Origin of the sequence: Streptomyces lasiicapitis (genome assembly GCF_014646335.1) — a bacterium.
GTDB lineage: Bacteria > Actinomycetota > Actinomycetes > Streptomycetales > Streptomycetaceae > Streptomyces > Streptomyces lasiicapitis.
On sequence record NZ_BMNG01000009.1, the window covers coordinates 227,478 to 252,197 of the forward strand.

The following is a 24,720-nucleotide window of genomic DNA, read 5'->3' on the forward strand; positions in this document are numbered from 1 at the left end:
CCGTCCCCGGAAGTTACCGGCCGAAGGCTTTCCACCCCTGTCCGGGGTGCTCAGAGGAGTGACAAGAAACGGTGAGCGAGACCAAGCTGCGCGACTACCTCAAGCGCGCGACGGCCAGCCTGCACGAAACTCGTCAAGAGCTGAAGGAACTCAAGGACAGGGACCGGGAGCCCATCGCGATCGTCGGCATGGGGTGCAGATATCCCGGCGGGGTGGAGTCGCCCGAAGACCTGTGGGAGCTGGTCGCCTCGGGCACCGACGCGGTCTCCACCTTCCCCGTGGACCGGGGGTGGGACGAAGACCTGTACGACCCCGACCCGGAGAAGCCGGGCAAGAGCTACACGCGTGAGGGCGGGTTCCTGCACGACGCGAACGGCTTCGACGCCTCCTTCTTCGGTATGAGCCCGCGTGAGGCGCTGGCGACCGACCCGCAGCAGCGGCTGCTCCTTGAGACCTCGTGGGAGGCGCTCGAGCGGGCGGGCATCGACCCGGCGTCCGCGCGTGGCAGCCGAACCGGCGTGTTCGTCGGCGTGATGTACAACGACTACGGCTCCCGCATCCAGGACATACCGGAGGGCCTCGAAGGCCACCTCGGCAACGGCAGCGCCGGAAGTGTCGCCTCCGGCCGCATCTCCTACACCTTCGGCTTCGAAGGCCCCGCCGTGACCGTGGACACCGCGTGCTCCTCGTCGCTCGTGGCACTCCAACTGGCCGTCCAGGCGCTCCGCAAGGGCGACTGCTCGCTCGCGCTCGCCGGTGGTGTGGCCATGATGGCGACACCAGGGGTGTTCATCGAGTTCAGCCGGTTGCGCGGACTCGCCGTGGACGGACGCTGCAAGTCGTTCTCGAACGACGCCGACGGCACCGGATGGTCCGAGGGCGCCGGTGTGCTGCTGCTGGAGCGGCTGTCCGACGCCCGGCGCAACGGACACCAGGTGCTGGCCGTCGTACGGGGCGCCGCCGTGAACCAGGACGGGGCGAGCAGCCGGCTGACGGCGCCCAACGGCCCCTCGCAGCAGCGGGTGATCCGCGACGCGCTGCGCAACGCCGGCCTGTCCGCGGCCGATGTGGACGCGGTGGAGGCACACGGCACCGGAACACCACTGGGCGACCCCATCGAGGCACAAGCGCTGCTGGCCACCTACGGCAAGGAGCGCTCCGGAGCCGACCGGCCGTTGTGGCTGGGCTCGTTCAAGTCGAACGTGGGGCACACACAGGCGGCCGCGGGCGTGGGTGGCGTCATCAAAATGGTGATGGCGATGCGGCACGGTGTGTTGCCCAAGACCCTGCATGTGGAGGAGCCGTCGGAGCATGTGGACTGGTCGGCGGGGGCGGTATCGCTGCTGACCGAGTCGACCCCGTGGCCGGAGACGGGTGAGCGGCGCAGGGTCGGTGTGTCCTCGTTCGGTGTGAGCGGGACGAACGCGCATGTGATCCTGGAGCAGGCGCCGGAGGCCGAGGCGACCGACGACGCTGAGGCCGGGGTCGCCGATGGTCCGGTGGCGTGGCTGGTGTCGGGCCGTAGCCAGGAGGGGCTGCGGGCGCAGGCCGGGCGGCTGCGGGAGTTCGTGGCCGAGCGTCCGGAACTGGGCGCCGCCGATGTGGCGCGATCGCTGGTCATGACTCGGTCGGTGCTGGAGCACCGCGCGGTGCTGGTGGGCCGGGACCGGGACGAGTTGCTGTCCGGCCTGGGCGCCGTCACGGAGAAGTCCGCTCTTCCGGGCGTGGTGGTGGGCGAGAGCGCGCCTCCCGGCCGTTCGGTGTTTGTGTTCCCGGGTCAGGGGGCGCAGTGGGTGGGTATGGCGGTGGAGCTGCTGGAGTCCTCGCCGGTGTTCGCGGAGGCGATCGGCGAGTGTGAGACGGCTCTGTCGGCTTACGTGGACTGGTCGTTGACGGACGTACTGCGCGGGGCTGACGGTGCGCCTGGGTTCGACCGGGTGGATGTCGTTCAGCCGGTGTTGTTCGCGGTGATGGTCTCCCTGGCGAAGCTGTGGCGTTCGGTGGGTGTGGAGCCGGACGCGGTGATGGGTCACAGCCAGGGTGAGATTGCCGCGGCGTGTGTGGCGGGTGCGCTGTCGCTGGAGGACGCGGCGAAGGTGGTGGCCTTGCGCTCGCAGGCGATCGCGGTGGGTCTTGCGGGTCGTGGTGGCATGGTGTCGGTCGGGCTGCCGGTCGACCGGGCGCGGGAGCGTATCGCCGCTTGGAACGGTGCGATATCCGTCGCGGCGGTCAACGGCCCCGGTTCCGTCGTGGTGTCCGGTGACGCGGGTGCGCTGGATGAGATGGTCACCCAGCTGGAGGGTGAGGAGATCCGGGTCCGCCGTGTCCCGGTGGATTACGCCTCGCACTCCGCCCACGTGGAGGAGATCCGCGAGGAGTTGCTGAGGGCTCTGGCGGACCTGAAGCCGCGTGCCTCCGAAGTGCCGTTCTACTCGACGGTGTTCGGCGAGCTGGTGGACACCGCCGGGCTGGACGCCGAGTACTGGTACCGCAACCTGCGCCAGACCGTGGAGCTGGAGACCACCACCCGCACCCTGCTCGACACCGGGCATGGCGTGTTCATCGAGGTCAGTCCGCATCCCGTACTCACCGTGCCGGTGCAGCAGACGGTTGAGGCCGTCGACGCCCAGGCCGTGGTCGTCGGGACCCTGAGGCGCGACGAGGGCGGTCCGGAGCGGTTCCTGACCTCCGCCGCCGAGGTATTCGTGAACGGCGCCGAGGTGGATTGGGCCGCCGTGCTGGAGGACCGGGGCGGTCGGCAGATTGAGCTGCCGACGTATGCCTTCCAGCGCCAGCGGTACTGGCTTGACGTTCCCGCGGGTGTGGGTGATGTGGGTTCGGTGGGGTTGGGTTCGCTGGGGCACCCGTTGTTGGGTGCGGTGGTGTCGTTGGCGAGCGGTGGCGGGGTGCTGCTGAATGGACGGTTGTCGCTGGCCACGCATGAGTGGCTGGCGGATCACGCCGTCCACGGGGTCGTGCTGCTGCCGGGGACGGCGTTTGTCGAGCTTGTGGGGCAGGCCGGGGACCAGGTCGGCTGTGGCCGGATTGAGGAACTCGTCCTCGAGGCGCCGTTGATCCTGCCCGAGCACGGTGGGGTGCGGATCCAGGTCGAGGCGGGGGAGGCGGACGCTTCCGGCTTCCGTGATGTGAGCGTGTTCTCACAGGAGGAGGCAGAGGGCGAGGACGCGCCATGGACGTGCCACGCCCATGGTGTGCTCGCGCCGATGACAGGTGCCGACGCGGCTTCCTTCGACTTCGGTGTGTGGCCTCCGGTGGGGGCTGAGTTGGTTGATGTGTCGGGTGAGTATGCGCGGGCGGCGGAGAACGGACTGGAGTATGGGCCTGTTTTCCAGGGGTTGAGGCGTGCGTGGCGGCGTGATGGTGAGGTGTTCGCGGAGGTCGGGCTCCCGGAGGGTGAGCGGGAGCGGGCGGGCCTGTTCGGCTTGCATCCGGCGTTGTTCGATGCCGCGTTGCATGCGATGGGTGTGAGTGAAGGTCTGGCGGGTGGTTCGGGGAGTTTGCTGCCGTTCTCCTGGCGTGGGTTTGCTCTGGAGGCGGTGGGTGCGACCTCGCTGCGGGTGCGGTTGGCTCCGGCGGGCGCTGGGTCGGATGCGGTGTCGGTGCTGGTGGCTGACGAGTCGGGGCGTGGGGTGGCGTCGGTCGAGTCGCTGGTGCTGCGTCCGGTCGAGGCCGGTCAGTTGCATGCGGTGGGCTCGGTGGTGCGGGATGCGTTGTTCCGGGTCGAGTGGGTGGATGCTCCCGGGGCTGCTGCTGTGGCGGCTGCGGGTGAGGTGGTGCCGGGGACCGAGATCGTACGGGTGGTCTCCGCTGGTCCCGATGTGGTGGGTGAGGTGTATGCCCGGGTTCTTGAGGTTCTGGAGCGGGTGCGGGGCTGGGTGGCGGACGAGGGCCGTGCGGGTGGGCGTTTGGTCATGGTGACCCGGGGCGCTGTCGACGCGGGCGATGGCGTGCGGGACATGGCCGGGGCCGCGGTGTGGGGTCTGGTGCGGTCCGCGCAGTCGGAGAATCCTGGGCGTCTGGTGCTGGTGGACACCGATGACCTGGAGGGTGTGGAGGGTCTGCTTCCCGGGGTGCTGGCTCTGGGTGAGGAGCAGATCCTGGTGCGGTCGGGTGCGGTGCGGATACCGCGCCTGGGCCGGGTGCTGCCCTCGGGTGACGCTCCGGAGTCGGAGTCGGAGTCGGAGTCGGGTGCGGGTGCGTTCGGCGCTGGTGCGGTGCTCGTGACGGGTGGTACGGGTGTTCTGGGCGGTGTGGTGGCCCGGCATCTGGTGGCCCGGCATGGTGTCGAGAGGCTGGTGTTGCTGTCTCGTCGTGGTGCGGATGCCGAGGGCGCCGCGGAGTTGCGGGCGGAGCTGGAGGCTGCGGGCGCTGAGGTGGTGATCGCGGCGTGTGACGCCGCGGATCGCGCGGCCCTGGCCGGGACGTTGTCCGGGTTGCCCGAGGGCTTTGGGCTCAGTGGTGTGGTGCATGCGGCGGGCGTGTTGGACGACGGGTTGTTGACGTCGTTGACCCGTGAGCGGGTTGAACCGGTGCTGCGGGCGAAGGTGGACGCGGCGTGGAACCTGCATGAGCTGACCGAGGGGCTGGACCTGTCGGCGTTCGTGCTGTTCTCCTCGGCGGCGGGCACGTTGGGTGGTCCGGGCCAGGGAAGCTACGCGGCGGCGAACGTGTTCCTGGACGGCCTCGCCTCGTGGCGGCGGGGTCAGGGGTTGCCTGGTGTGTCGATGGCGTGGGGTCTGTGGGCCGAGGCCAGCGGCATGACCGGACACCTCGGCGAGAGGGACCTGCGCCGGGTGTCGCGGTCCGGTCTGGTGCCGCTCTCCTCCGAGGAGGGGCTCGAACTGTTCGACGCGGCTCTGGTCGCGGATGAGATCGTGCCGGTTCCGGTGCGGCTGGACATCCCGGCGCTGCGTGCGCAGGGCGCCGAACTCCCCGCCCTCTTCCGCAACGTCGTGCCCACCGTGACAGCGCGCCGTGTCGCACGATCGGAGCAGGACGAGAGCCTTCCTGATGAACTGCGCCGGCGCCTCGCGGGTCTGCCGCAGACATCGCAGGATCAGATGTTGCTGGAGCTGGTCCGCGTGCAGACCGCGGCCGCCCTCGGGCACGCCACCGCCGAGACCGTCAACACACGACGGCCGTTCAAGGAGCTCGGCTTCGACTCGCTGATGGGGGTCGATCTCAGGAATCGGCTCACCGCGGAGACCGGTCTGCGGCTGCCCGCCACGCTGGTTTTCGACTACCCGACCCCGATGGCACTCGTCGGCCACATCCGTGACGAAATCCTGGGCGGAGACAGCGCTGCCTCGTCGGCGGGCGCGGCGGCGGTGGCCGTGCCGGGTACGCCGGTGGACAGCGACCCCATCGTGATCGTGAGCATGAGCTGCCGCTTCCCGGGCGGGGTGCGGACCCCCGAAGAGCTGTGGCAGTTGGTCATGGCGGGCACGGACGCGATGTCCGAGTTCCCGTCCGACCGCGGGTGGGACCTTGAGGGCCTGTACGACCCGGACCCCGACCGGGAGGGCACTTACTACGCCCAGAACGGTGGGTTCCTCTACGACGCGCACCAATTCGACCCCGCCTTCTTCGATATGAGTCCGCGTGAGGCGCTGGCGACCGACCCGCAGCAGCGGCTGCTGCTTGAGACCTCGTGGGAGGCGTTCGAGCGGGCCGGTATCGACCCCACGACCAAGCGGGGCAGCCGGTCCGGTGTGTTCGTGGGCGTGATGTACAACGACTACGGCACCCGGCTGCGGCAGGTTCCCGAGGGCTTCGAGGGGTCTCTCGGCAGCGGAAGCGCTGGAAGCGTGGCATCCGGTCGTATCTCGTACACACTCGGTCTTGAGGGACCCGCGGTGACGGTGGACACGGCGTGTTCGTCGTCGCTGGTCGCGCTGCATCTGGCCGCGCAGGCGCTGCGTCAGGGCGAATGCGATTTGGCGCTCGCCGGTGGCGTCTCGGTGATGTCGTCGCCCGGTGCGTTCGTGGAGTTCAGCCGGCAGCGCGGGCTGGCGGTCGATGGCCGGTGCAAGCCGTTCGCGAACGCCGCGGATGGCACGGGCTGGTCCGAGGGTGTGGGCATGCTGCTCGTGGAGCGGCTGTCGGATGCTCGGCGTAACGGTCATCCGGTGCTTGCGGTGGTGCGCGGCTCCGCCGTCAACCAGGACGGTGCGTCCAATGGTCTGACGGCGCCGAACGGGCCGTCGCAGCAGCGGGTGATCCGGCAGGCGCTGGCGAGTGCCCGTCTGTCGGCCACCGACGTGGATGTGGTGGAGGCGCACGGTACGGGTACGACGCTGGGTGACCCGATCGAGGCGCAGGCGTTGCTGGCCACCTATGGGCAGGGGCGGTCCGAGGACCAGCCGCTGCTGTTGGGCGCGTTGAAGTCGAACATCGGTCATACGCAGGCGGCGGCCGGTATCGCCGGTGTCATCAAGATGGTGATGGCGATGCGGCACGGAGTGCTGCCGCAGACCCTTCACCTGGATGAGCCGTCGCGGGAGGTGGACTGGTCGGCGGGTGAGGTACGGCTGTTGACGGAGGCCACCGAGTGGCCCGAGACCGGTCAGCCGCGCCGGGCCGGGATCTCGGCGTTCGGTGTGAGTGGCACCAACGCGCACACGATCATCGAGCAGGCTTCGCCGGTTGACGAGGGCGAGTCCGAGGCCGGGACAGAGGAGAGCCCGGCTTCCGACGCCGGCGTTGGCGCTGGCGCTGGCGCCGAGGGTGGTGTGGCTACGTGGCTGTTGTCGGCTCGTGGCGCGGACGCGCTGCGGGCCCAGGCGGCGCGGCTCAGGGCGTTCCTGCTGGAGCGGGTCGAGTCGAGCGCACTGGACGTCGGTCACTCGCTGGTGGCGACGCGGTCGATGTTCGAGCACCGTGCGGTGGTGTCGGGCGCGAGCCGTGCGGAACTCCTCGCCGGGCTGGAGGCCGTCGCGTCCGGAGAGGCCGCCCCGGGACTGGTTCAGGGCGTCGCGAACGTGTCCGGTCTGCGGGCGTTCTTGTTCTCCGGTCAGGGTGCGCAACGCCTGGGTATGGGGCGGGAGTTGTACGAGACGTTCCCGGTGTTCGCCCGTGCGCTGGACGAGGTGTGTGCCCACCTGGATGTGCTGCTGGACCGTCCGCTGAAGGATGTGGTGTTCGCGGCCGAGGGGAGCGCGGACGCCGAACTGCTGGATCGGACGGTGTTCACGCAGCCCGCGTTGTTCGCGGTCGAGGTGGCGCTCTACCGGCTGTTGGAGCACTGGGGTGTCACCCCGGATGTGCTCATCGGCCATTCGGTGGGCGAGGTCACCGCCGCGCATGTGGCCGGGGTGTTCTCCCTTGACGACGCGTGCACGTTGATCGCGGCGCGTGGCCGTCTGATGCAGGCGCTGCCGGAGGGCGGCGCGATGGTGGCCATCCAGGCGTCCGAGGAGGAGATCTCCGGATCGCTCGTCGGTCGTGAGGCCGAGGTGAGTGTCGCGGCGGTCAACGGCCCGAACGCCGTGGTGATCGCGGGTGATGAGGCCGCCGTACTGGAGATCGCCGGACAGTGGTCGGAGCAGGGCCGTAAGACCCGTCGCCTGCGGGTCAGCCACGCCTTCCACTCGCCGCGCATGGACGCGATGCTGGACGACTTCCGCAAGATCGTCGAGGGGCTGTCGTTCGCCCCACCGACCATCGCGCTGGTCTCCAATGTGACCGGTGAGCCAGCGGGCACGGACGATGTGTGCTCGGCGGAGTACTGGGTGCGCCATGTGCGGCAGGCGGTGCGGTTCGCGGACGGGGTGCGGGCGCTGGAGAAGCTCGGGGTGACCTCGTTCCTCGAGGTGGGCCCGGACGGTGTGCTCACCGCGATGACGCAGGACTGCCTGATCGCGGGCGGGGCTTCGGCCTCGGTCGTGGCACCCGTTCTGCGCAAGGACCGCCCGGAGGTTCAGGCGCTGACGGCGGCGCTGGCCGAACTCCACGTCCACGGTGTCGAGGTGGGCTGGGAGCAGGTCTTCGCCGGGCGCGGTGCACGGACGGTGGAGTTGCCGACGTACGCCTTCCAGCGTCAGCGTTTCTGGCTGGAGGACCGCGCTGAGGCGTCGGTCGGCTCCGTGCCGGGTGGTTCCGCCGTGGACGGTGTGGACGCGCGGTTCTGGGACGCGGTGGAGCGCGAGGACCTGGAGACACTGGCGGAGGCGCTGGACGTCGACGGGAGCGGTTCGCTGGGCGAGTTGCTGCCCGCGCTGTCCTCGTACCGCCGTCAGCAGCGTGAGCGGACCACGGTCGACGGCTGGCGGCACCGGGTCTCCTGGAAGCCGGTCCCGGAGGCGGTGGCGGGGTCGCTGTCGGGTGCGTGGCTGCTGGTGGTGCCCGCCGGGCTCGCGGACAGTGAGCTCACCGAGACGATTTCCCAAGGGCTCGAGAAGTCCGGTGCCCGTGTCGTACCGGTGGCGGTGGACGCGGGCACGGACCGCGACGTGCTCGCCCGGGCACTGCTGGCCGCGGTTGACGGCGAATCCGATGTCCGGGTGTTGTCGTTGCTCGCGTTGGACGAGGAGCCGATGGCCGGGCAGCCGGTGGTCGCCGCCGGACTCGCGCTGACTCTGTGGCTGGTGCAGACCGTGGCGGGGCTGGGCGTGCGCGCTCGGCTGTGGTGTGCCTCGCGGGGCGCGGTGTCGGTGGGTCGTTCCGACCGGCTCGCGAGCGCCACACAGGCGCAGGTGTGGGGCCTCGGCGGAGTCGCGGCGCTTGAGCACCCGCAGAGTTGGGGCGGGCTCGTCGACCTGCCCGAGACGCTCGACGAGCGGGCCGTATCGCGACTGGCCGGTGTGCTGTCCGCGGAGGGCGGCGAGGACCAGGTCGCGGTGCGTGGTTCGGGTGTGTTCGTCAAGCGGTTGGTGCGGGCTTCCGCGCTTGAGGCCACTGGTGTCGATGGGTGGCGTTCGAGTGGTTCGGTGTTGGTGACCGGTGGTACGGGTGCGCTGGGTGGCCATGTGGCTCGGTGGCTGGCGCGTACGGGTGCTGAGCATCTGGTGCTGACGAGTCGTCGGGGGATGGAGGCCGAGGGCGCCGCTGAGTTGAAGGCGGAGCTTGAGCGTCTGGGTGCCCGGGTGACGGTGGCGGCGTGTGACGCGGCCGACCGTGAGGCTTTGGCGGCGGTGCTGGACGCGATCCCGAGCGAGTTCCCGCTGACCGCCGTGGTGCATACGGCCGGTGTGCTGGACGACGGTGTTGTGGACGCTCTGACGGTGGAGCGGGCGGCTGGGGTGTTGCGTCCGAAGGTGGACGCGGCACGGAATCTGCATGAACTGACCGCCGGGATGGACCTGTCGGCGTTCGTGTTGTTCTCCTCGGCGGCGGGCACGTTGGGTGGTCCGGGTCAGGGGAGTTACGCGGCGGGTAACGCGTATCTCGACGCGTTGGCGTTGCAGCGGCGTGCGGATGGCCTTCCCGCGACTTCCATCGCCTGGGGCGCCTGGGCCGGGAGTGGTATGGCGGTTGCCGGGGAGCTCGAAGAGCAGATGAGGCGGGGCGGCATGGCCCCGATGAACCCGGATCTGGCCATCTCCGCGCTTCAGCGCGCTCTGGACCTGGACGAGACCTTCCTCCTCGTGGCCGATGCCGCATGGGAGCGGCTCGCGGGTGAGTTGGGAGCGGATCGGTCGACAGCGTTGCTGAGCGAGCTGATAGAGACGCAGCGGCCGACGGCATCACTGACGCCTTCCGACCCGGCGGCGACCGAGTCGGCGGCGGCCGAGCTGCGCACAAGCCTGGAGGCGCTGCCCTCGGAGAAACGTCAGCGCCGGCTGCGCAAACTGGTGCGTCAGCACGTCGCCGCGGTCCTGGTGCACACGAGCCCGGACGCCATCGAGAACGATCGGTCGTTCACAGAGCTCGGGTTCGACTCACTGACGGCCGTTCAGCTGCGTAACCGGCTGGGCGCGATCACCGGCCTGGAGCTGCCGACCACGTTGGCATTCGACTACCCGAATCTCATCGCCCTGGCCGAGCACCTGGAAGCGGGAATGTTCCCGCAAGATGGTGGCGCTGAGCGGAACGACTCGGAAGAGGACCGGATACGCGAGGCGTTGGTTTCCATTCCGCTCGCGCGTTTCCGTGAAGCCGGACTCATGGACACCCTGCTCGAACTCGCTCAGATATCCCAGGAATCTCAGATATCCCAGACATCGGGGAGCGGTTCTGATTCGGCGCCGCAAGAAGAACTGAGTAGCGCGGTCGACACGATGGATGTCGATGACCTCGTCCAGAGGGCTCTGGGCGGCACTGACCTTTGATGTTGTTGGAAGTGTGGAGCTACTGATGGCTACGTCCTCCGAAAGAGTTGTCGAAGCGCTGCGCGCTTCTCTGCGGGAAAACGACCGCCTGAAGCAACAGAACCAGCGTCTGGTCTCGGCCTCGAAAGAGCCCATCGCCATCGTCGGTATGAGCTGTCGCTTCCCTGGGGGCGTGCGCAGCCCCGAGCAACTCTGGCGACTCGTCGTGGATGGCGTCGATGCCATCTCCGATTTCCCCACCGATCGCGGTTGGGAGAACGAGACGCTGTACCACCCGGACCCGGACAACCCGGGGACGAGTTACACCCGTGAGGGCGGCTTCCTTTACGACGCCGACGAGTTCGACCCGCAGTTCTTCGGCATGTCTCCGCGTGAGGCGCTGGCGACCGATCCACAGCAGCGGCTGCTGCTGGAAGCCTCGTGGGAGGCGTTCGAGCGGGCCGGTATCGACCCGGCGGCGTTGCGCGGCAGCCAGGCCGGTGTCTTCGTCGGCACGAGCGGCCTGGACTACGCGACCCACCTCTATGAGGTGGGAGGCGAACTCGAGGGCTATCTGACGGGCAGTGCGGCCAGCGTGGTGTCGGGCCGCGTCTCCTACACCTTCGGCCTCGAAGGACCGGCCGTCACCGTGGACACCGCGTGTTCGTCGTCGCTCGTAGCACTGCATCTCGCGGTGCAGGCGCTGCGTCAGGGCGAGTGCGACCTGGCGCTCGCCGGTGGTGTGTCGGTGATGTCGTCGCCCGGTTCGTTCATCGAGTTCAGCCGCCAGCGCGGCCTGGCGGTCGACGGCCGCTGCAAGCCGTTCGCGGAGGGCGCGGACGGTACGGGCTGGTCCGAGGGTGTGGGCCTGCTGCTGGTGGAGCGGCTGTCGGACGCCCGGAAGAACGGTCACCCGGTCCTGGCGATCGTGCGTGGTTCGGCGGTCAACCAGGACGGCGCGTCCAACGGCCTTACGGCGCCCAACGGTCCGTCCCAGCAGCGGGTCATCCGCCAGGCACTGGCCGGCGCGGGACTGTCGGCCGCCGAGGTCGACGCGGTCGAGGCGCACGGTACGGGTACGTCGCTGGGTGACCCGATCGAGGCGCAGGCACTGCTGGCCACCTATGGGCAGGGGCGGTCCGAGGAGCAGCCGCTGTGGCTGGGGGCCATCAAGTCGAACATCGGGCACACGCAGGCCGCCGCCGGTGTCGCGGGAATCATCAAGATGGTGATGGCCATGCGGCACGGCATTCTGCCGAAGATCCTGCATGTGGATGAGCCGTCGAGTCAGGTGGACTGGTCGGCGGGTGAGGTGCGGCTGCTGACGGAGGCCACCGAGTGGCCCGAGACCGGGCAGCCGCGCCGGGCGGGTATCTCCTCGTTCGGGCTCAGCGGGACCAACGCCCACACCATCATCGAGCAGCCCCCGGCGGTCGACCTCGATGAACAAGATGAACAACAGGACACAACCGCCCCCCAGGCCGACGCGGCGAAGCAGCCCGCCGTCCTGCCGTGGCTGGTGTCCGGCAAGAGCCCGGAGGGGCTCAGCGCCCAGGCGAGCCAGCTCCATGCCCACATGAGTGCGCATCCGGAGTTGTCGCCGGCCGACCTGGCCTTCTCCCTGGCCACGACCCGTTCGGTCTTCGAGCACCGCGCGGCCGTGGTCGCCGAGGATCGCGACGGCCTCCTCCGCGGTCTGGAGGCTCTGGCCAACGGCGAGAACGCGGCTCAGGTCGTCCAGGGTGTGGCACGGGTCGAGGACACCCTCGCGTTCCTGTTCTCGGGTCAGGGTGCGCAACGGCTGGGTATGGGGCGGGAGTTGTACGACGCCTTCCCGGTGTTCGCCCGCGCCCTGGACGAGGTGTGCGCCCACCTGGATGTGCTGCTGGACCGTCCGCTGCGGGATGTGGTGTTCGCGGCGGAGGGCGGCGCGGATGCCGAGCTGCTGGACCGGACGGCGTTCACGCAGCCCGCGCTCTTCGCGGTCGAGGTGGCGTTGTTCCGGCTGCTGGAGCACTGGGGTGTCACCCCGGATGTGGTGATGGGTCACTCGGTGGGCGAGATCGCTGCCGCGCATGTGGCCGGGGTGTTCTCGCTTCAGGACGCGTGCACGCTGGTCGCGGCGCGTGGCCGGTTGATGCAGGCGCTGCCCGAGGGTGGCGCGATGGTCGCCGTCCAGGCGTCCGAGGAGGAGATAGCGGAGTCGCTCGCCGGTCGGGAGGCCGAGGTGAGCATCGCGGCCGTCAACGGCCCGACGGCCGTGGTCATCGCCGGTGACGAGGCCGTCGTACTGGAGATTGCCGGACAGTGGTCGGAGCAGGGCCGCAAGACCCGTCGGCTGCGGGTCAGCCACGCCTTCCACTCGCCGCGCATGGACGCCATGCTGGACGACTTCCGGCGTGTCGTGGAAGCCCTGTCGTTCGCCTCGCCCTCCATCGATCTCGTCTCCAATGTCACCGGCAAGATGGCGGACGCGGAGGTGTGCTCGCCGGAGTACTGGGTGCGCCATGTCCGGGAGGCCGTGCGGTTCGCGGACGGTGTGCGGACGCTCGACGCGCAGGGCGTGACCACCTTCCTGGAGGTGGGCCCCGACGGTGTGCTCTCGGCGATGGCGCAGGACTGCCTGGCAGAACGGGCCGAGTCCGGCTCGGCGCCCGTGGCCGTACCGGTGCTGCGCAAGGACCGCTCGGAGGCCGTCGCCCTGACCATGGCGCTGGCTCGGCTGCATGTTCATGGCTCCGTTGTCGACTGGCGGCCGGCGTTCGACGGTCTCGAAGCTCGCAGGATCGACCTGCCGACGTACCCGTTCCAGCGTCAGCGCTACTGGATCGAGAAGTCCGCCGACGGATCCGGTGTCGATGCCGGCATCCGGGACGAGGTGGACGCGTGGTTCTGGCAGGCCGTGGAGCGCGAGGATCTCGCATCGCTCGCCAAGACGCTCGACTTCGATGACGAGGCGACGCTGGGCGCGGTGCTGCCCGCGCTTTCGGCGTACCGGCGCAGCAGCCGTGACCAGTCGACCATTGACAGTTGGCGCTACCGCGTGGCGTGGAAGCCCGTCTCGGATGTGGCCGGTGGGTCGTTGTCGGGGACGTGGCTGGTGGTGGTTCCGGCGACCGGTGCCGGGGACGAGTGGGTGGCGGAGGCCGTTGCCGGGCTTCGGCGCCATGGTGCCGATGTGGTGCCGCTGGTGGTGGGTGAGGGGGACCTCGATGCCGGGGTGCTGAGCGGGCGGCTGCGTGAAGTCGTCGCTGCTGCACCGGAGTTGGGCGGCGTGTTGTCGTTGCTCGCTCTGGATGAGGGGTCGTGCCCGGGGTATCCGGAGCTGTCGGCTGGTTTTGCTTCGACGTTGACGTTGGTGCAGGCGTTGGTCGAGGTGGACGCCGAGAGCTTGCTGTGGTGTGTGTCCCGAGGTGCGGTGTCGGTGGGCCGTTCCGAGCGGCTCAGCCGTCCGGCGCAAGCCATGGTGTGGGCGCTGGGCCGGGTGGCCGCGCTGGAGCATGCCCGGATCTGGGGTGGTCTGGTTGATCTGCCTGAGGTGCTGGATGAGCGTGCGGTCGCGCGGCTGGTGGGCGTGCTGTCTGCCGGGGTCGGCGGGGCCTCCAGTGTCGGTGAGGCCGTTGAGGATCAGGTCGCTGTGCGTGGCTCCGGTGTGTTTGTGCGTCGTCTGACGCGGTCGGCGGCGCCTGTCGCTGATGTGGCGTCGTGGCGGGTGCGTGGCACGGTGTTGGTGACCGGTGGTACGGGTGCGCTGGGTGGCCGGGTGGCCTGTTGGGCTGTCGGGCAGGGTGCCGAGCATGTGGTGTTGACCAGTCGTCGTGGTCTTGAGGCGCCGGGTGCCGAGGCGTTGTGTGCGGAACTCGAAGCGCTGGGTGCCCGGGTGACGGTGGCGGCGTGTGATGTGGCCGATCGTGAGCAGTTGGCAGCGGTGCTGGAGGCGGTTCCGGAGGAGTTTCCGCTGAGGGCTGTCTTCCACGCGGCGGGTGTGGAGCAGGCGGCGGAGCTTGCGGGCATGGGGCTGGCGGATGCGGCGTCGGTGATCTCGGGCAAGGCGACGGGTGCTGGGCATCTGGACGCGTTGCTGGGTGATCGTGAGCTGGACGCGTTCGTGGTGTTCTCTTCGATCGCGGGTGTGTGGGGCAGTGGTGGTCAGGCTGCTTATGGTGCGGCGAACGCTTATCTGGATGCGTTGGTGGAGGACCGTCGGGGTCGGGGTCTTGCTGGTACGGCTGTGGCCTGGGGGCCCTGGGCCGAAAGCGGTATGGCCACTTCGGAGGGGATGGAAGGGGAGCTTGTCCGTCGTGGCCTGGCGGTCATTCCTCCGACGCTGGCCCTTGCCGCGTTGCAGGGGGCGATCGCCTGTGACGAGGGCGTGGTGACGGTCGCCGATGTGGACTGGGAGCGGTTCGCCCCCTTGTTCACTCTGGAGCGGCCGAGCCCGTTGCTCGCTGACCTGCCCGAGGTTCGGAGGACACTCGACACCGCGAGCTCGTCCGGCCAGGCAGGCGACACTTCGACGGGTCTGCGGCGGCGTCTGGCAGGGCTGACCGAGGCCGAGATCGACCGGACCCTGCTCGACCTCGTACGCGGCCAGGCCGCGGCGGTGCTCGGTTTCGCGGGTGCCGAAGTGGTCGAACCTGGGCGGGCGTTCAAGGAGTTGGGTTTCGACTCGCTTACGGCGGTGGAGTTCCGTAATCGGTTGAACGCGGAGACGGGGTTGGTGTTGCCGGCCACGTTGGTGTTCGACTACCCGAGTTCTGTGGTGCTGGCTGGTCATCTGCGTGCCGAGGTGCTGGGTATGCGGGGGGCGGTGGCTGTGCCGTCGGCGGCGGCGGTGGCTCCGGTTGATGACGACCCGATCGCGATCGTCGGGATAAGCTGCCGTTTCCCGGGCGGCGTCGGAAGCCCCGAGGACCTGTGGCGGCTCGTGGCCGCTGGTGGTGACGCCATCTCCGACTTCCCGTCCAACCGTGGGTGGGACGTGGATGGGATGTATGACCCAGATCCCGAGCGTCTGGGCACGTTCTACGCGCGCGAAGGTGGATTCCTGCACAACGGGGGCGAGTTCGACGCGGGCTTCTTCGGGATCTCGCCGCGTGAGGCCCTTGCCATGGATCCGCAGCAGCGGCTGCTCCTTGAGACGTCCTGGGAGACGTTCGAGCGGGCCGGTATCGCTCCCACCTCCGTACGTGGCCGCCAGATCGGCGTGTTCGTCGGAGCCGCGACCTCGGGCTACGGAGTCGGGCACGACGGTGCGGCCGGGGAGCTCGAAGGGCAGTTGCTGACCGGCAACGCGACCTCGGTCGTGTCCGGTCGTATCTCCTACACGCTGGGTCTTGAGGGGCCCGCGCTGACGGTGGACACGGCGTGTTCGTCGTCGCTGGTCGCCCTGCACCAGGCCGCGCAGGCGCTGCGCCAGGGCGAGTGCGAGATGGCGCTCGCCGGTGGTGTGACGGTGATGGCCACGCCCGGTGCGTTCGTGGAGTTCAGCCGGCAGCGTGGGCTGGCGCCCGACGGCCGGTGCAAGCCGTTCGCGGACGCGGCGGACGGTACGGGCTGGTCCGAGGGCGTGGGCATGCTGCTCGTGGAGCGGCTGTCCGACGCCGAGCGCAACGGTCACCAGGTGCTTGCGATCGTACGGGGCTCGGCCGTCAACCAGGACGGCGCCAGCAACGGTCTGACCGCGCCCAACGGGCCGTCGCAGCAGCGGGTGATCCGGCAGGCGCTCGCCAACGCCGGGGTGTCGGCCGCCGAGGTGGACGTGGTGGAGGCGCACGGCACGGGTACGACGCTGGGTGACCCGATCGAGGCCCAGGCACTGCTGGCCACCTACGGCCAGGAGCGCCCGGAGAACCTGCCGTTGTGGCTGGGATCGCTGAAGTCGAACCTCGGCCACACCCAGGCCGCGGCCGGTGTGGGCGGAATCATCAAGATGGTGATGGCGATGCGCCACGGCGTGCTGCCGCGGACGCTGCATGTGGACGAGCCCTCACGGCAGGTGGACTGGTCGGCGGGTGAGGTGCGCCTGCTGACGGAGGCCACCGCGTGGCCGGAGACGGGCCGTCCGCGCCGGGCGGGTATCTCCTCGTTCGGTGTGAGCGGGACCAACGCCCACACGATCATCGAGCAGGCCCCAGCGGCGGATGACGAGACGGAGATCGCCCCGGCGGCCCCGGCCGAGGGTCGCGGCATCGTGCCCTGGACGCTTTCCGCCCGGAGCCCGGAAGCCCTGCGCGCACAGGCCGAGCGACTGCGGTCGTATCTGGTCGAGCGTGCCGAGCTGAGCGCGCTGGATGTGGGCCACTCGCTGGTGACGACCCGCGCGGTGCATGAACACCGCGCGGTGGTCGCGGGTGCCGACCGTGCGGAGTTGTTGCGCGGCGTCGAGGCTGTCGCGACCGGCGAAGTGGCTCCCGGAACGGTTCAGGGCGTGGCGAACGCGTCGGGTGTGACGGCGTTCCTGTTCTCGGGTCAGGGTGCGCAACGCCTGGGTATGGGACGGGAGCTTTACGACACCTTCCCGGTGTTCGCCCGTGCGCTGGACGAGGTGTGCGCGCGGCTGGACATGGTGCTGGACCGTCCGCTGCGCGAGGTGATGTTCGCGGCGGAAGGCGGTGCCGACGCCGAGCTGTTGAACCGGACGGCGTTCACGCAGCCCGCGTTGTTCGCGGTCGAGGTGGCGTTGTTCCGGTTGTTGGAGCACTGGGGTGTCACCCCGGACGTGCTCATCGGGCACTCCATCGGTGAGATCGCTGCCGCGCATGTGGCCGGGGTGTTTTCCCTGGAGGACGCGTGCACGCTGGTGGCCGCGCGTGGCCGGATGATGCAGGCGCTCCCCGAGGGCGGCGCGATGGTCGCGGTACAGGCGTCGGAGGAGGAGGTCTCCGGATCGCTGGCCGGTCGTGAGGCCGAGGTGAGCATCGCGGCCGTCAACGGCCCGAACGCCGTGGTCATCGCCGGTGACGAGGCCGCCGTACTGGAGATCGCCGGACAGTGGTCGGAGCAGGGGCGCAAGACGAGCCGCCTGCGGGTCAGCCATGCCTTCCACTCGCCGCGCATGGACGCGATGCTGGGCGACTTCCGCAAGGTCGTAGAGGGGCTGTCGTTCGCCCCACCGACCACCACTCTGGTCTCCAACGTGACGGGTGATCCGGCCGGTGCGGACGAGGTGTGCTCGCCGGAGTACTGGGTCCGCCATGTCCGGGAGGCCGTGCGCTTCCTGGACGGGATACGGACCCTGGAGAAGCTGGGCGTGACCCGGTTCGTCGAGGTCGGCCCCGACGGTGTGCTGTCCGCCATGGCGCGCGACTGCCTGACGGCGGACGCCGGTTCAACCTCGGCCTTGGTCGTGGCACCGGTGCTGCGCAAGGGGCGTCCGGAGGCGCGGGCGCTGACGGCGGCGCTGGCCGAACTCCACGTCCACGGAGCCTCGGTGGAGTGGGAGTCCGTCTTCGCCGGGCGCGGTGCGCGGACGGTCGAGCTGCCGACGTACGCCTTCCAGCGGGAGCGCTTCTGGCTGGAGGACCGCGCGGAGGCGTCGAGCGGTTCCGCCGCCGTGGATGGTGTGGACGCGCGGTTCTGGGACGCGGTGGAGCGCGAGGATCTGGCGGCGTTGGCGGAGGCGCTGGATGTCGACGGGAGCGGTTCGCTGGGCGAGTTGCTGCCCGCGCTGTCGTCGTACCGTCGTCAGCAGCGTGATCGGGCCACGGTTGACGGCTGGCGTTATCGGGTTTCGTGGAAGCCGGTCCCGGAGGTGGCGGCGGGGACGCTGTCGGGCACCTGGCTGCTGGCGGTGCCCGCCGGGCTCGCGGACAGCGAGCTCACCGTCACGATCACGCAGGGGCTGGAGAAGTACGGCGCTCGCGTCGTACCGGTGGCGGTCGACGGCGACATGGACCGCGATGGGCTCGCCGAAGTGCTGCTCGGTGCGCTCGGCGATGAGTCCGACGCGCGTGTGTTGTCGTTGCTCGCGCTGGACGAGGAGCCGATGGCCGGGCAGCCGGTGGTGGCCGCCGGACTCGCGCTGACGTTGCGGCTGGTGCAGGCCGCGGCCGGGTTGGACGTGGGCCTTCGGCTGTGGTGTGCCTCCCGGGGCGCGGTGTCGGTGGGGCGTTCCGACCGGCTCGCGAGTGCCGCGCAGGCGCAGGTGTGGGGCCTCGGCCGGGTGGCGGCGCTGGAGCATCCGCAGATCTGGGGCGGGCTCGTCGATCTGCCCGAGACGCTGGACGAGCGCGCCGTGTCGCGGCTGGCCGGTGTGCTGTCCGCGGAGGGCGGCGAGGACGAGACGGCGATCCGGGGCTCCGGTGTGTTCGGCCGGCGGCTGGTGCGCACGGCGTCGATGGGCGGCCAGGCATGGCGGCCGAGTGGCTCGGTGCTGATCACCGGTGGTACGGGTGCGCTGGGCGCGCATGTGGCGCGCTGGGCGGTGCGTGAGGGTGCCGAGCATGTGGTGCTGACCAGCCGTCGTGGGCTCGCGGCGGAGGGTGCCTCCGAGCTGAGGACGGAGCTGGAAGGGCTCGGCGCCGCCGTGTCGGTGGTGGCCTGTGACGCCTCCGACCGGGACGCGCTGGCCGAGGTGCTGGCGGGGATTCCCGAGCGCTTCCCGCTGCGTGGTGTGGTGCACGCGGCCGGTGTGCTGGATGACGGCGTCCTGGACGGTCTGACCGTCGATCAGCTCGCCGGGGTGCTGGGGGCGAAGGCCGAGGGCGCGCGGCTGCTGCATGAGCTGACGGCGGACCTGGAACTGGACGCGTTTGTGCTGTTCTCGTCGTTCGCCGGTGTGGTGGGCGGCGCCGGACAGGGTGCCTACGCGGCGGCGAACGCGTATCTGGACGCGCTGGCCGTGGTGCGCCGTGGTGCCGGTCTTGCCGGTACGGCGGTGGCCTGGGGACCGTGGGCCGAATCCGGTATGGCCGCGAGCGGCCGCGCCGGGGAGCGGGTGCGCGGTGGCGCGGTGTCCGCGATGGCCCCGGCGCTGGCGGTGGACGCGCTGAGCTGGGCCGTCGGCCAAGAGGAGGCGTCGCTCGTCGTAGCGGACGTCGACTGGGAGCGCCTGGCCCCGTCGCTGGCCGCCGCGCATGGCGGCACTCTCGTCAGCGGCATCCCCGAGGCGCACAAGCACCTGGCCACGGACGACGGCGGCGCCGGTACGGAGGCGGCCACCTTCGCCGGGAAGCTCGCCGGACTGTCGGCGGCCGAACGCAACGAGGCCGTGCTGGAGCTGGTCCGCGGCCAAGCGGCCTCGGTGCTCGGCCACACCTCGGCGGACTCGATCGAGCCCGGCCGCGCCTTCCGCGACCTCGGGTTCGACTCCCTCACGGCGGTAGAGCTCCGCAACCGGCTGGACCTCGCGACCGGCCTGCGCCTCCCGGCGACGCTCGTCTTCGACTACCCGACCGCCGCCGAACTGGCCGACTACCTGGACGCCGAGGCGTTCGGCACGACCCAGCCGGCCCTCGACACCGCCCAGCCGAACGCGGTGGCCGTGGACCACGACCCCATCGCGATCGTGGCGATGAGCTGCCACTTCCCCGGAGACGTCCACACACCGGAGGACCTGTGGCGGCTGGTGGCCGAAGGCGCCGACGCCATCTCCGAATTCCCCGCCGACCGCGGTTGGGACCTCGACGGGCTGTACGACCCCGACCCCGAGCGGCTCGGCACGTCCTACGCCCGCGAGGGCGGATTCCTCTACGGCGCCCCGCAATTCGACGCCAGGTTCTTCGGGATCTCCCCGCGTGAGGCGCTGGCCATGGACCCGCAGCAGCGGCTGCTGCTTGAGACCTCGTGGGAGGCGTTCGAGCGCGCCGGTATCGCTCCCGAGTCGCTGAGGGGCGCCCGGGCGGGTGTGTTCGTCGGGACGAACGGCCAGGACTACGCCGGATTGTGGGTGGACTCCCAGGGCGACCTCGAAGGCCACTTGGGCACGGGCAGCGCGGCCAGCGTGGTATCGGGGCGCATCTCCTACACCTTCGGTCTCGAAGGGCCCGCGGTGACGGTGGACACGGCGTGTTCGTCGTCGCTGGTGGCGCTCCATATGGCCATGCAGGCGCTGCGCCAGGGCGAGTGTGACCTGGCCCTTGCCGGTGGTGTGTCGGTGATGTCGACACCCGGCGCCTTTGTGGAGTTCAGCCGGCAGCGCGGGCTGGCGGTCGATGGCCGGTGCAAGCCGTTCGCGAACGCCGCGGATGGCACGGGCTGGTCCGAGGGTGTGGGCATGCTGCTGGTGGAGCGGCTGTCGGACGCGCGGAAGAACGGCCACCCGGTGCTGGCGATCGTGCGTGGTTCGGCGGTCAACCAGGACGGTGCGTCCAACGGCCTTACGGCGCCGAACGGTCCCTCTCAGCAGCGGGTGATCCGGCAGGCGCTGGCGAGTGCCCGTCTGGCGGCCACCGATGTGGACGTGGTGGAGGCGCACGGTACGGGTACCACGCTGGGTGACCCGATCGAGGCGCAGGCACTGCTGGCCACCTATGGGCAGGGGCGGTCCGAAGAGCAGCCGCTGTGGCTGGGGGCCATCAAGTCGAACATCGGGCACACGCAGGCCGCCGCCGGTGTCGCGGGAATCATCAAGATGGTGATGGCGATGCGCGAGGGCGTGTTGCCGAAGATCCTTCACCTGGATGAGCCGTCGAGCCAGGTGGACTGGTCGGCGGGTGAGGTGCGTCCGCTGACCGAGGCCACCGCATGGCCGGAAACCGGCCGTCCGCGCCGGGCGGGTGTCTCCTCGTTCGGGCTGAGCGGGACCAACGCCCACACCATCATCGAGCAGGCGCCGGAGGCCGGGCAGCCCGCGGCTTCGGACGCCGTGGCTCCCGCTTCCACTCCGGTTTGCGCTTCCGCGACCGTCGGGTCGTCGGCAGTGGTGCCGTGGCTGGTCTCGGCCAAGAGCCAGGAGGCGTTGCGGGCACAGGCCGGGCGGCTCGCCGCGCATGTGGCGGCCCGGGGCGACCTCGGTGTGCTGGATGTGGGGTATTCGCTGGCGGCCAGGTCGGTGTTCGAGCACCGTGCCGTGCTGGTCGGCGAGGACCGGGAAGCCCTTCTGCGTGGTCTTGAGGCCGTGGCCGGGAGCGGAATCGCTTCCGGTGTGGTCCAGGGGCAGGCGGTGTCGGGCGGTAAGACGGCGTTCCTGTTCTCGGGTCAGGGTGCGCAACGGCTGGGTATGGGGCGGGAGTTGTACGAGGCGTTCCCGGTGTTCGCCCGCGCCCTGGACGAGGTGTGCGCACATCTGGATGTGCTGCTGGACCGTCCGCTGAAGGACGTGATGTTCGCGGCCGAGGGCGGTGCCGACGCCGAACTGCTGGACCGGACCGCGTTCACGCAGCCCGCGCTCTTCGCGGTCGAGGTGGCGCTCTACCGGCTGCTGGAGCACTGGGGTGTCGTCCCGGATGTGGTGATGGGTCACTCGGTGGGTGAGATCGCTGCCGCGCATGTGGCGGGGGTGTTTTCCCTGGAGGACGCGTGCACGTTGATCGCGGCGCGTGGCCGGCTGATGCAGGCCCTGCCGGAGGGCGGCGCGATGGTGGCCATCCAGGCATCTGAGGAGGAGGTCGCCGCCTCATTCGCCGGCCGTGAGCACGAGGTGAGCATCGCGGCGGTCAACGGACCGACGGCAGTGGTGATCGCCGGGCACACGCAAGCGGTCCAGGAGGTGGCGGACACCTGGACGGCGAAGGGGAGAAAGACTAGGTGTTTGCGGGTCTCACATGCGTTTCACTCTTACCTCATGGACAGTATGTTGGACGAGTTCGGCCAAGTGGTCCGTGAGGTCTCTTTTGAACCGCCGACCATGGCGCTGGTTTCCAATGTCACTGGCAGGCTGGTCTCGGAGGGGGAGACGTGTTCTCCGGACTATTGGGTCCGGCATGTACGTGAGGCGGTTCGGTTCGCAGATGGGGTTCGTTCGCTTGAGGCGTTGGGCGTGACAAGGTTCTTGGAAGTCGGTCCGGACGGTGTGCTCACCGCCATGGCTCAGGACTGCCTCGCGGAAAACGCCGAGGACACCTCGGCGGCGGTTCTGGTCCCGGTGCTGCGTAAAGAGCGACCCGAAGCAGGGGCTTTGATGACGGCGCTTGCCGAACTCCATGCACACGGTGCCACGGTGGGCTGGGAATCGATATTCGCCGGACATGGTGCCGGCAAGGTGGAGCTGCCCACATACGCGTTTCAGCGTGAACGGTTCTGGCCTGAGGTATCCGCCTCCGGCGGCGGCCGGAATTCCGGTTCGACGGCCGCGGACTCGGTGGACGCGCGATTCTGGGAAGCGGTCGAGCGCGAGGATCTCGAAGCGCTCGCCCAGGCGCTCGACGTCGATGGCAACGCACCGCTGAGTACGGTCATGCCCGCGCTGTCCGCATATCACCGGAGCAACCGCCAGCAATCCACGATCGATGGTTGGCGTTATCGGGTGTCGTGGAAGCCGGTTGGGGATGTGGCCGGTGGGTCGTTGTCGGGGACGTGGCTGGTGGTGGTTCCGGCGTCGCGTGCCGGGGACGAGTGGGTGGCGGAGGCCGTCGCCGGGCTTCGGCGCCATGGTGCCGATGTGGTGCCGCTGGTGGTGGGTGAGGGGGACCTTGAGTCCGGGGTGCTGAGCGGGCGGCTGCGTGAAGTCGTCGCTGCTGCACCGGAGTTGGGCGGCGTGTTGTCGCTGCTCGCTCTGGATGAGGGGTCGTGCCCGGGGTATCCGGAGCTGTCGGCTGGTTTTGCTTCGACGTTGACGTTGGTGCAGGCGTTGGTCGAGGTGGACGCCGAGGGCCTGTTGTGGTGTGTGTCGCGGGGTGCCGTGTCGGTGGGGCGTTCGGATCGGCTCGCGAGCACCGCGCAGTCGCAGGTGTGGGGTTTGGGCCGGGTAGTGGGGTTGGAGCACTCGGCGCTGTGGGGTGGTCTGGTTGATCTGCCCGAGGTGCTGGATGAGCGTGCGGTCGCGCGGTTGGTGGGTGTGCTGTCCGCCGAGGCCGGTGAGGCCGTTGAGGATCAGGTCGCTGTGCGTGGCTCCGGTGTGTTTGTGCGTCGTCTGACGCGGTCGGCGGCGCCTGTCGCTGATGTGGCGTCGTGGCGGGTGCGTGGCACGGTGTTGGTGACCGGTGGTACGGGTGCGCTGGGTGGCCGGGTGGCCTGTTGGGCTGTCGGGCAGGGTGCCGAGCATGTGGTGTTGACCAGTCGTCGGGGTCTTGAGGCGCCGGGCGCTGAGGCGTTGCGGGATGAGCTGGTGGCGTCGGGTGCCGGGGTGACGGTGGCGGCGTGTGATGTGTCTGACCGGGAGGCACTGGCCGGTGTGCTGGAGGCGGTTCCGGGGGAGTTTCCGCTGAGGGCTGTCTTCCACGCGGCGGGTGTGGAGCAGGCGGTGGAGCTTGCGGGGATGGGGCTGGCGGATGCGGCGTCGGTGATCTCGGGCAAGGCGACGGGTGCTGGGCATCTGGACGCGTTGCTGGGTGATCGTGAGCTGGACGCGTTCGTGGTGTTCTCTTCGATCGCGGGTGTGTGGGGCAGTGGTGGTCAGGCTGCTTATGGTGCGGCGAACGCTTATCTGGATGCGTTGGTGGAGGACCGTCGGGGTCGGGGTCTTGCTGGTACGGCTGTGGCCTGGGGGCCCTGGGCGGAAAGCGGTATGGCGGCCGGCGACGGCGGGGATCAGTTGGCCCGTCGTGGTCTGCCCGCGATGGCGCCTGGTCTTGCTCTTGCCGCGCTGCAGGGAGCGCTCGCGGGTGACGAGGGTGTGGTGACGGTCGCCGATGTGGACTGGGAGCGGTTCGCGCCCGCGTTCACGATCGGGCGGCCCAGCCCGCTCCTCGGTGAACTGCCCGAGGTCGTATCGGTCCTGGAGCAGGCCCGTGCCGCCGAGGAGAGCCATGCCGAGGGCGGATCGCGCCTGAGGGAAAGGCTCCTCGCGCTGGCTCCGGGCGAGCGGCAGCGCGCTGTGCTCGACCTGGTGCGCGGTCACGCGGCGGCGGTTCTCGGATTCTCCGGTATGGAAGGCGTGGAATCTGACCGAGCCTTCAAGGAATTGGGATTCGACTCGCTCACGGCGGTAGAATTCCGAAACCGGCTGAACTCGGACACCGGGCTGCGGCTGCCAACCACACTGGTCTTCGACTACCCCAACGCAAAGGCTCTGGCAGAGCATGTAAGAGTGGGTGTCCTGCCCGACGAAGGGGTATCCGCCACTCCGCTGATCGCGGATCTGGACAAACTCGAGGCATCACTTTCCACGGCTGAGCCGGACAATGCCGAGCGAACGGCCATCGCGGCCCGACTCCAAGTACTCCTCGCCAGACTGAATGGCGACGAGGGCGGAGCGAAGGACGCTGAGAGCATTACGCAGCGGCTTGACGGGGCGTCCGACGACGATCTCTTCGATTTCATCGAGAACGAGCTCAGCTAAAACGTGAGCGCCGAGGTGCAGTTCTCTGGCCTCCTTTCATTCTTCAGTCTTCTTTGACTCGTAACAGGCAAG

General features: G+C 69.8%; 2 protein-coding genes. Both read left to right on the plus strand.

Translation table 11 applies throughout. The annotated features are described in order from the left end of the window. The first annotated feature begins 71 nt into the window (after positions 1 to 71). A complete protein-coding gene (locus tag IEY91_RS21370; protein WP_189175255.1) occupies positions 72 to 10,289 on the plus strand; it encodes a type I polyketide synthase in 10,218 nt (3,405 codons plus the stop codon). 25 nt (positions 10,290 to 10,314) lie between these two features. Then, entirely contained in the window at positions 10,315 to 24,648 is a 14,334-nt protein-coding gene (locus IEY91_RS21375; protein ID WP_189175256.1) for a type I polyketide synthase, read from the plus strand. Positions 24,649 to 24,720 lie beyond the last annotated feature (72 nt).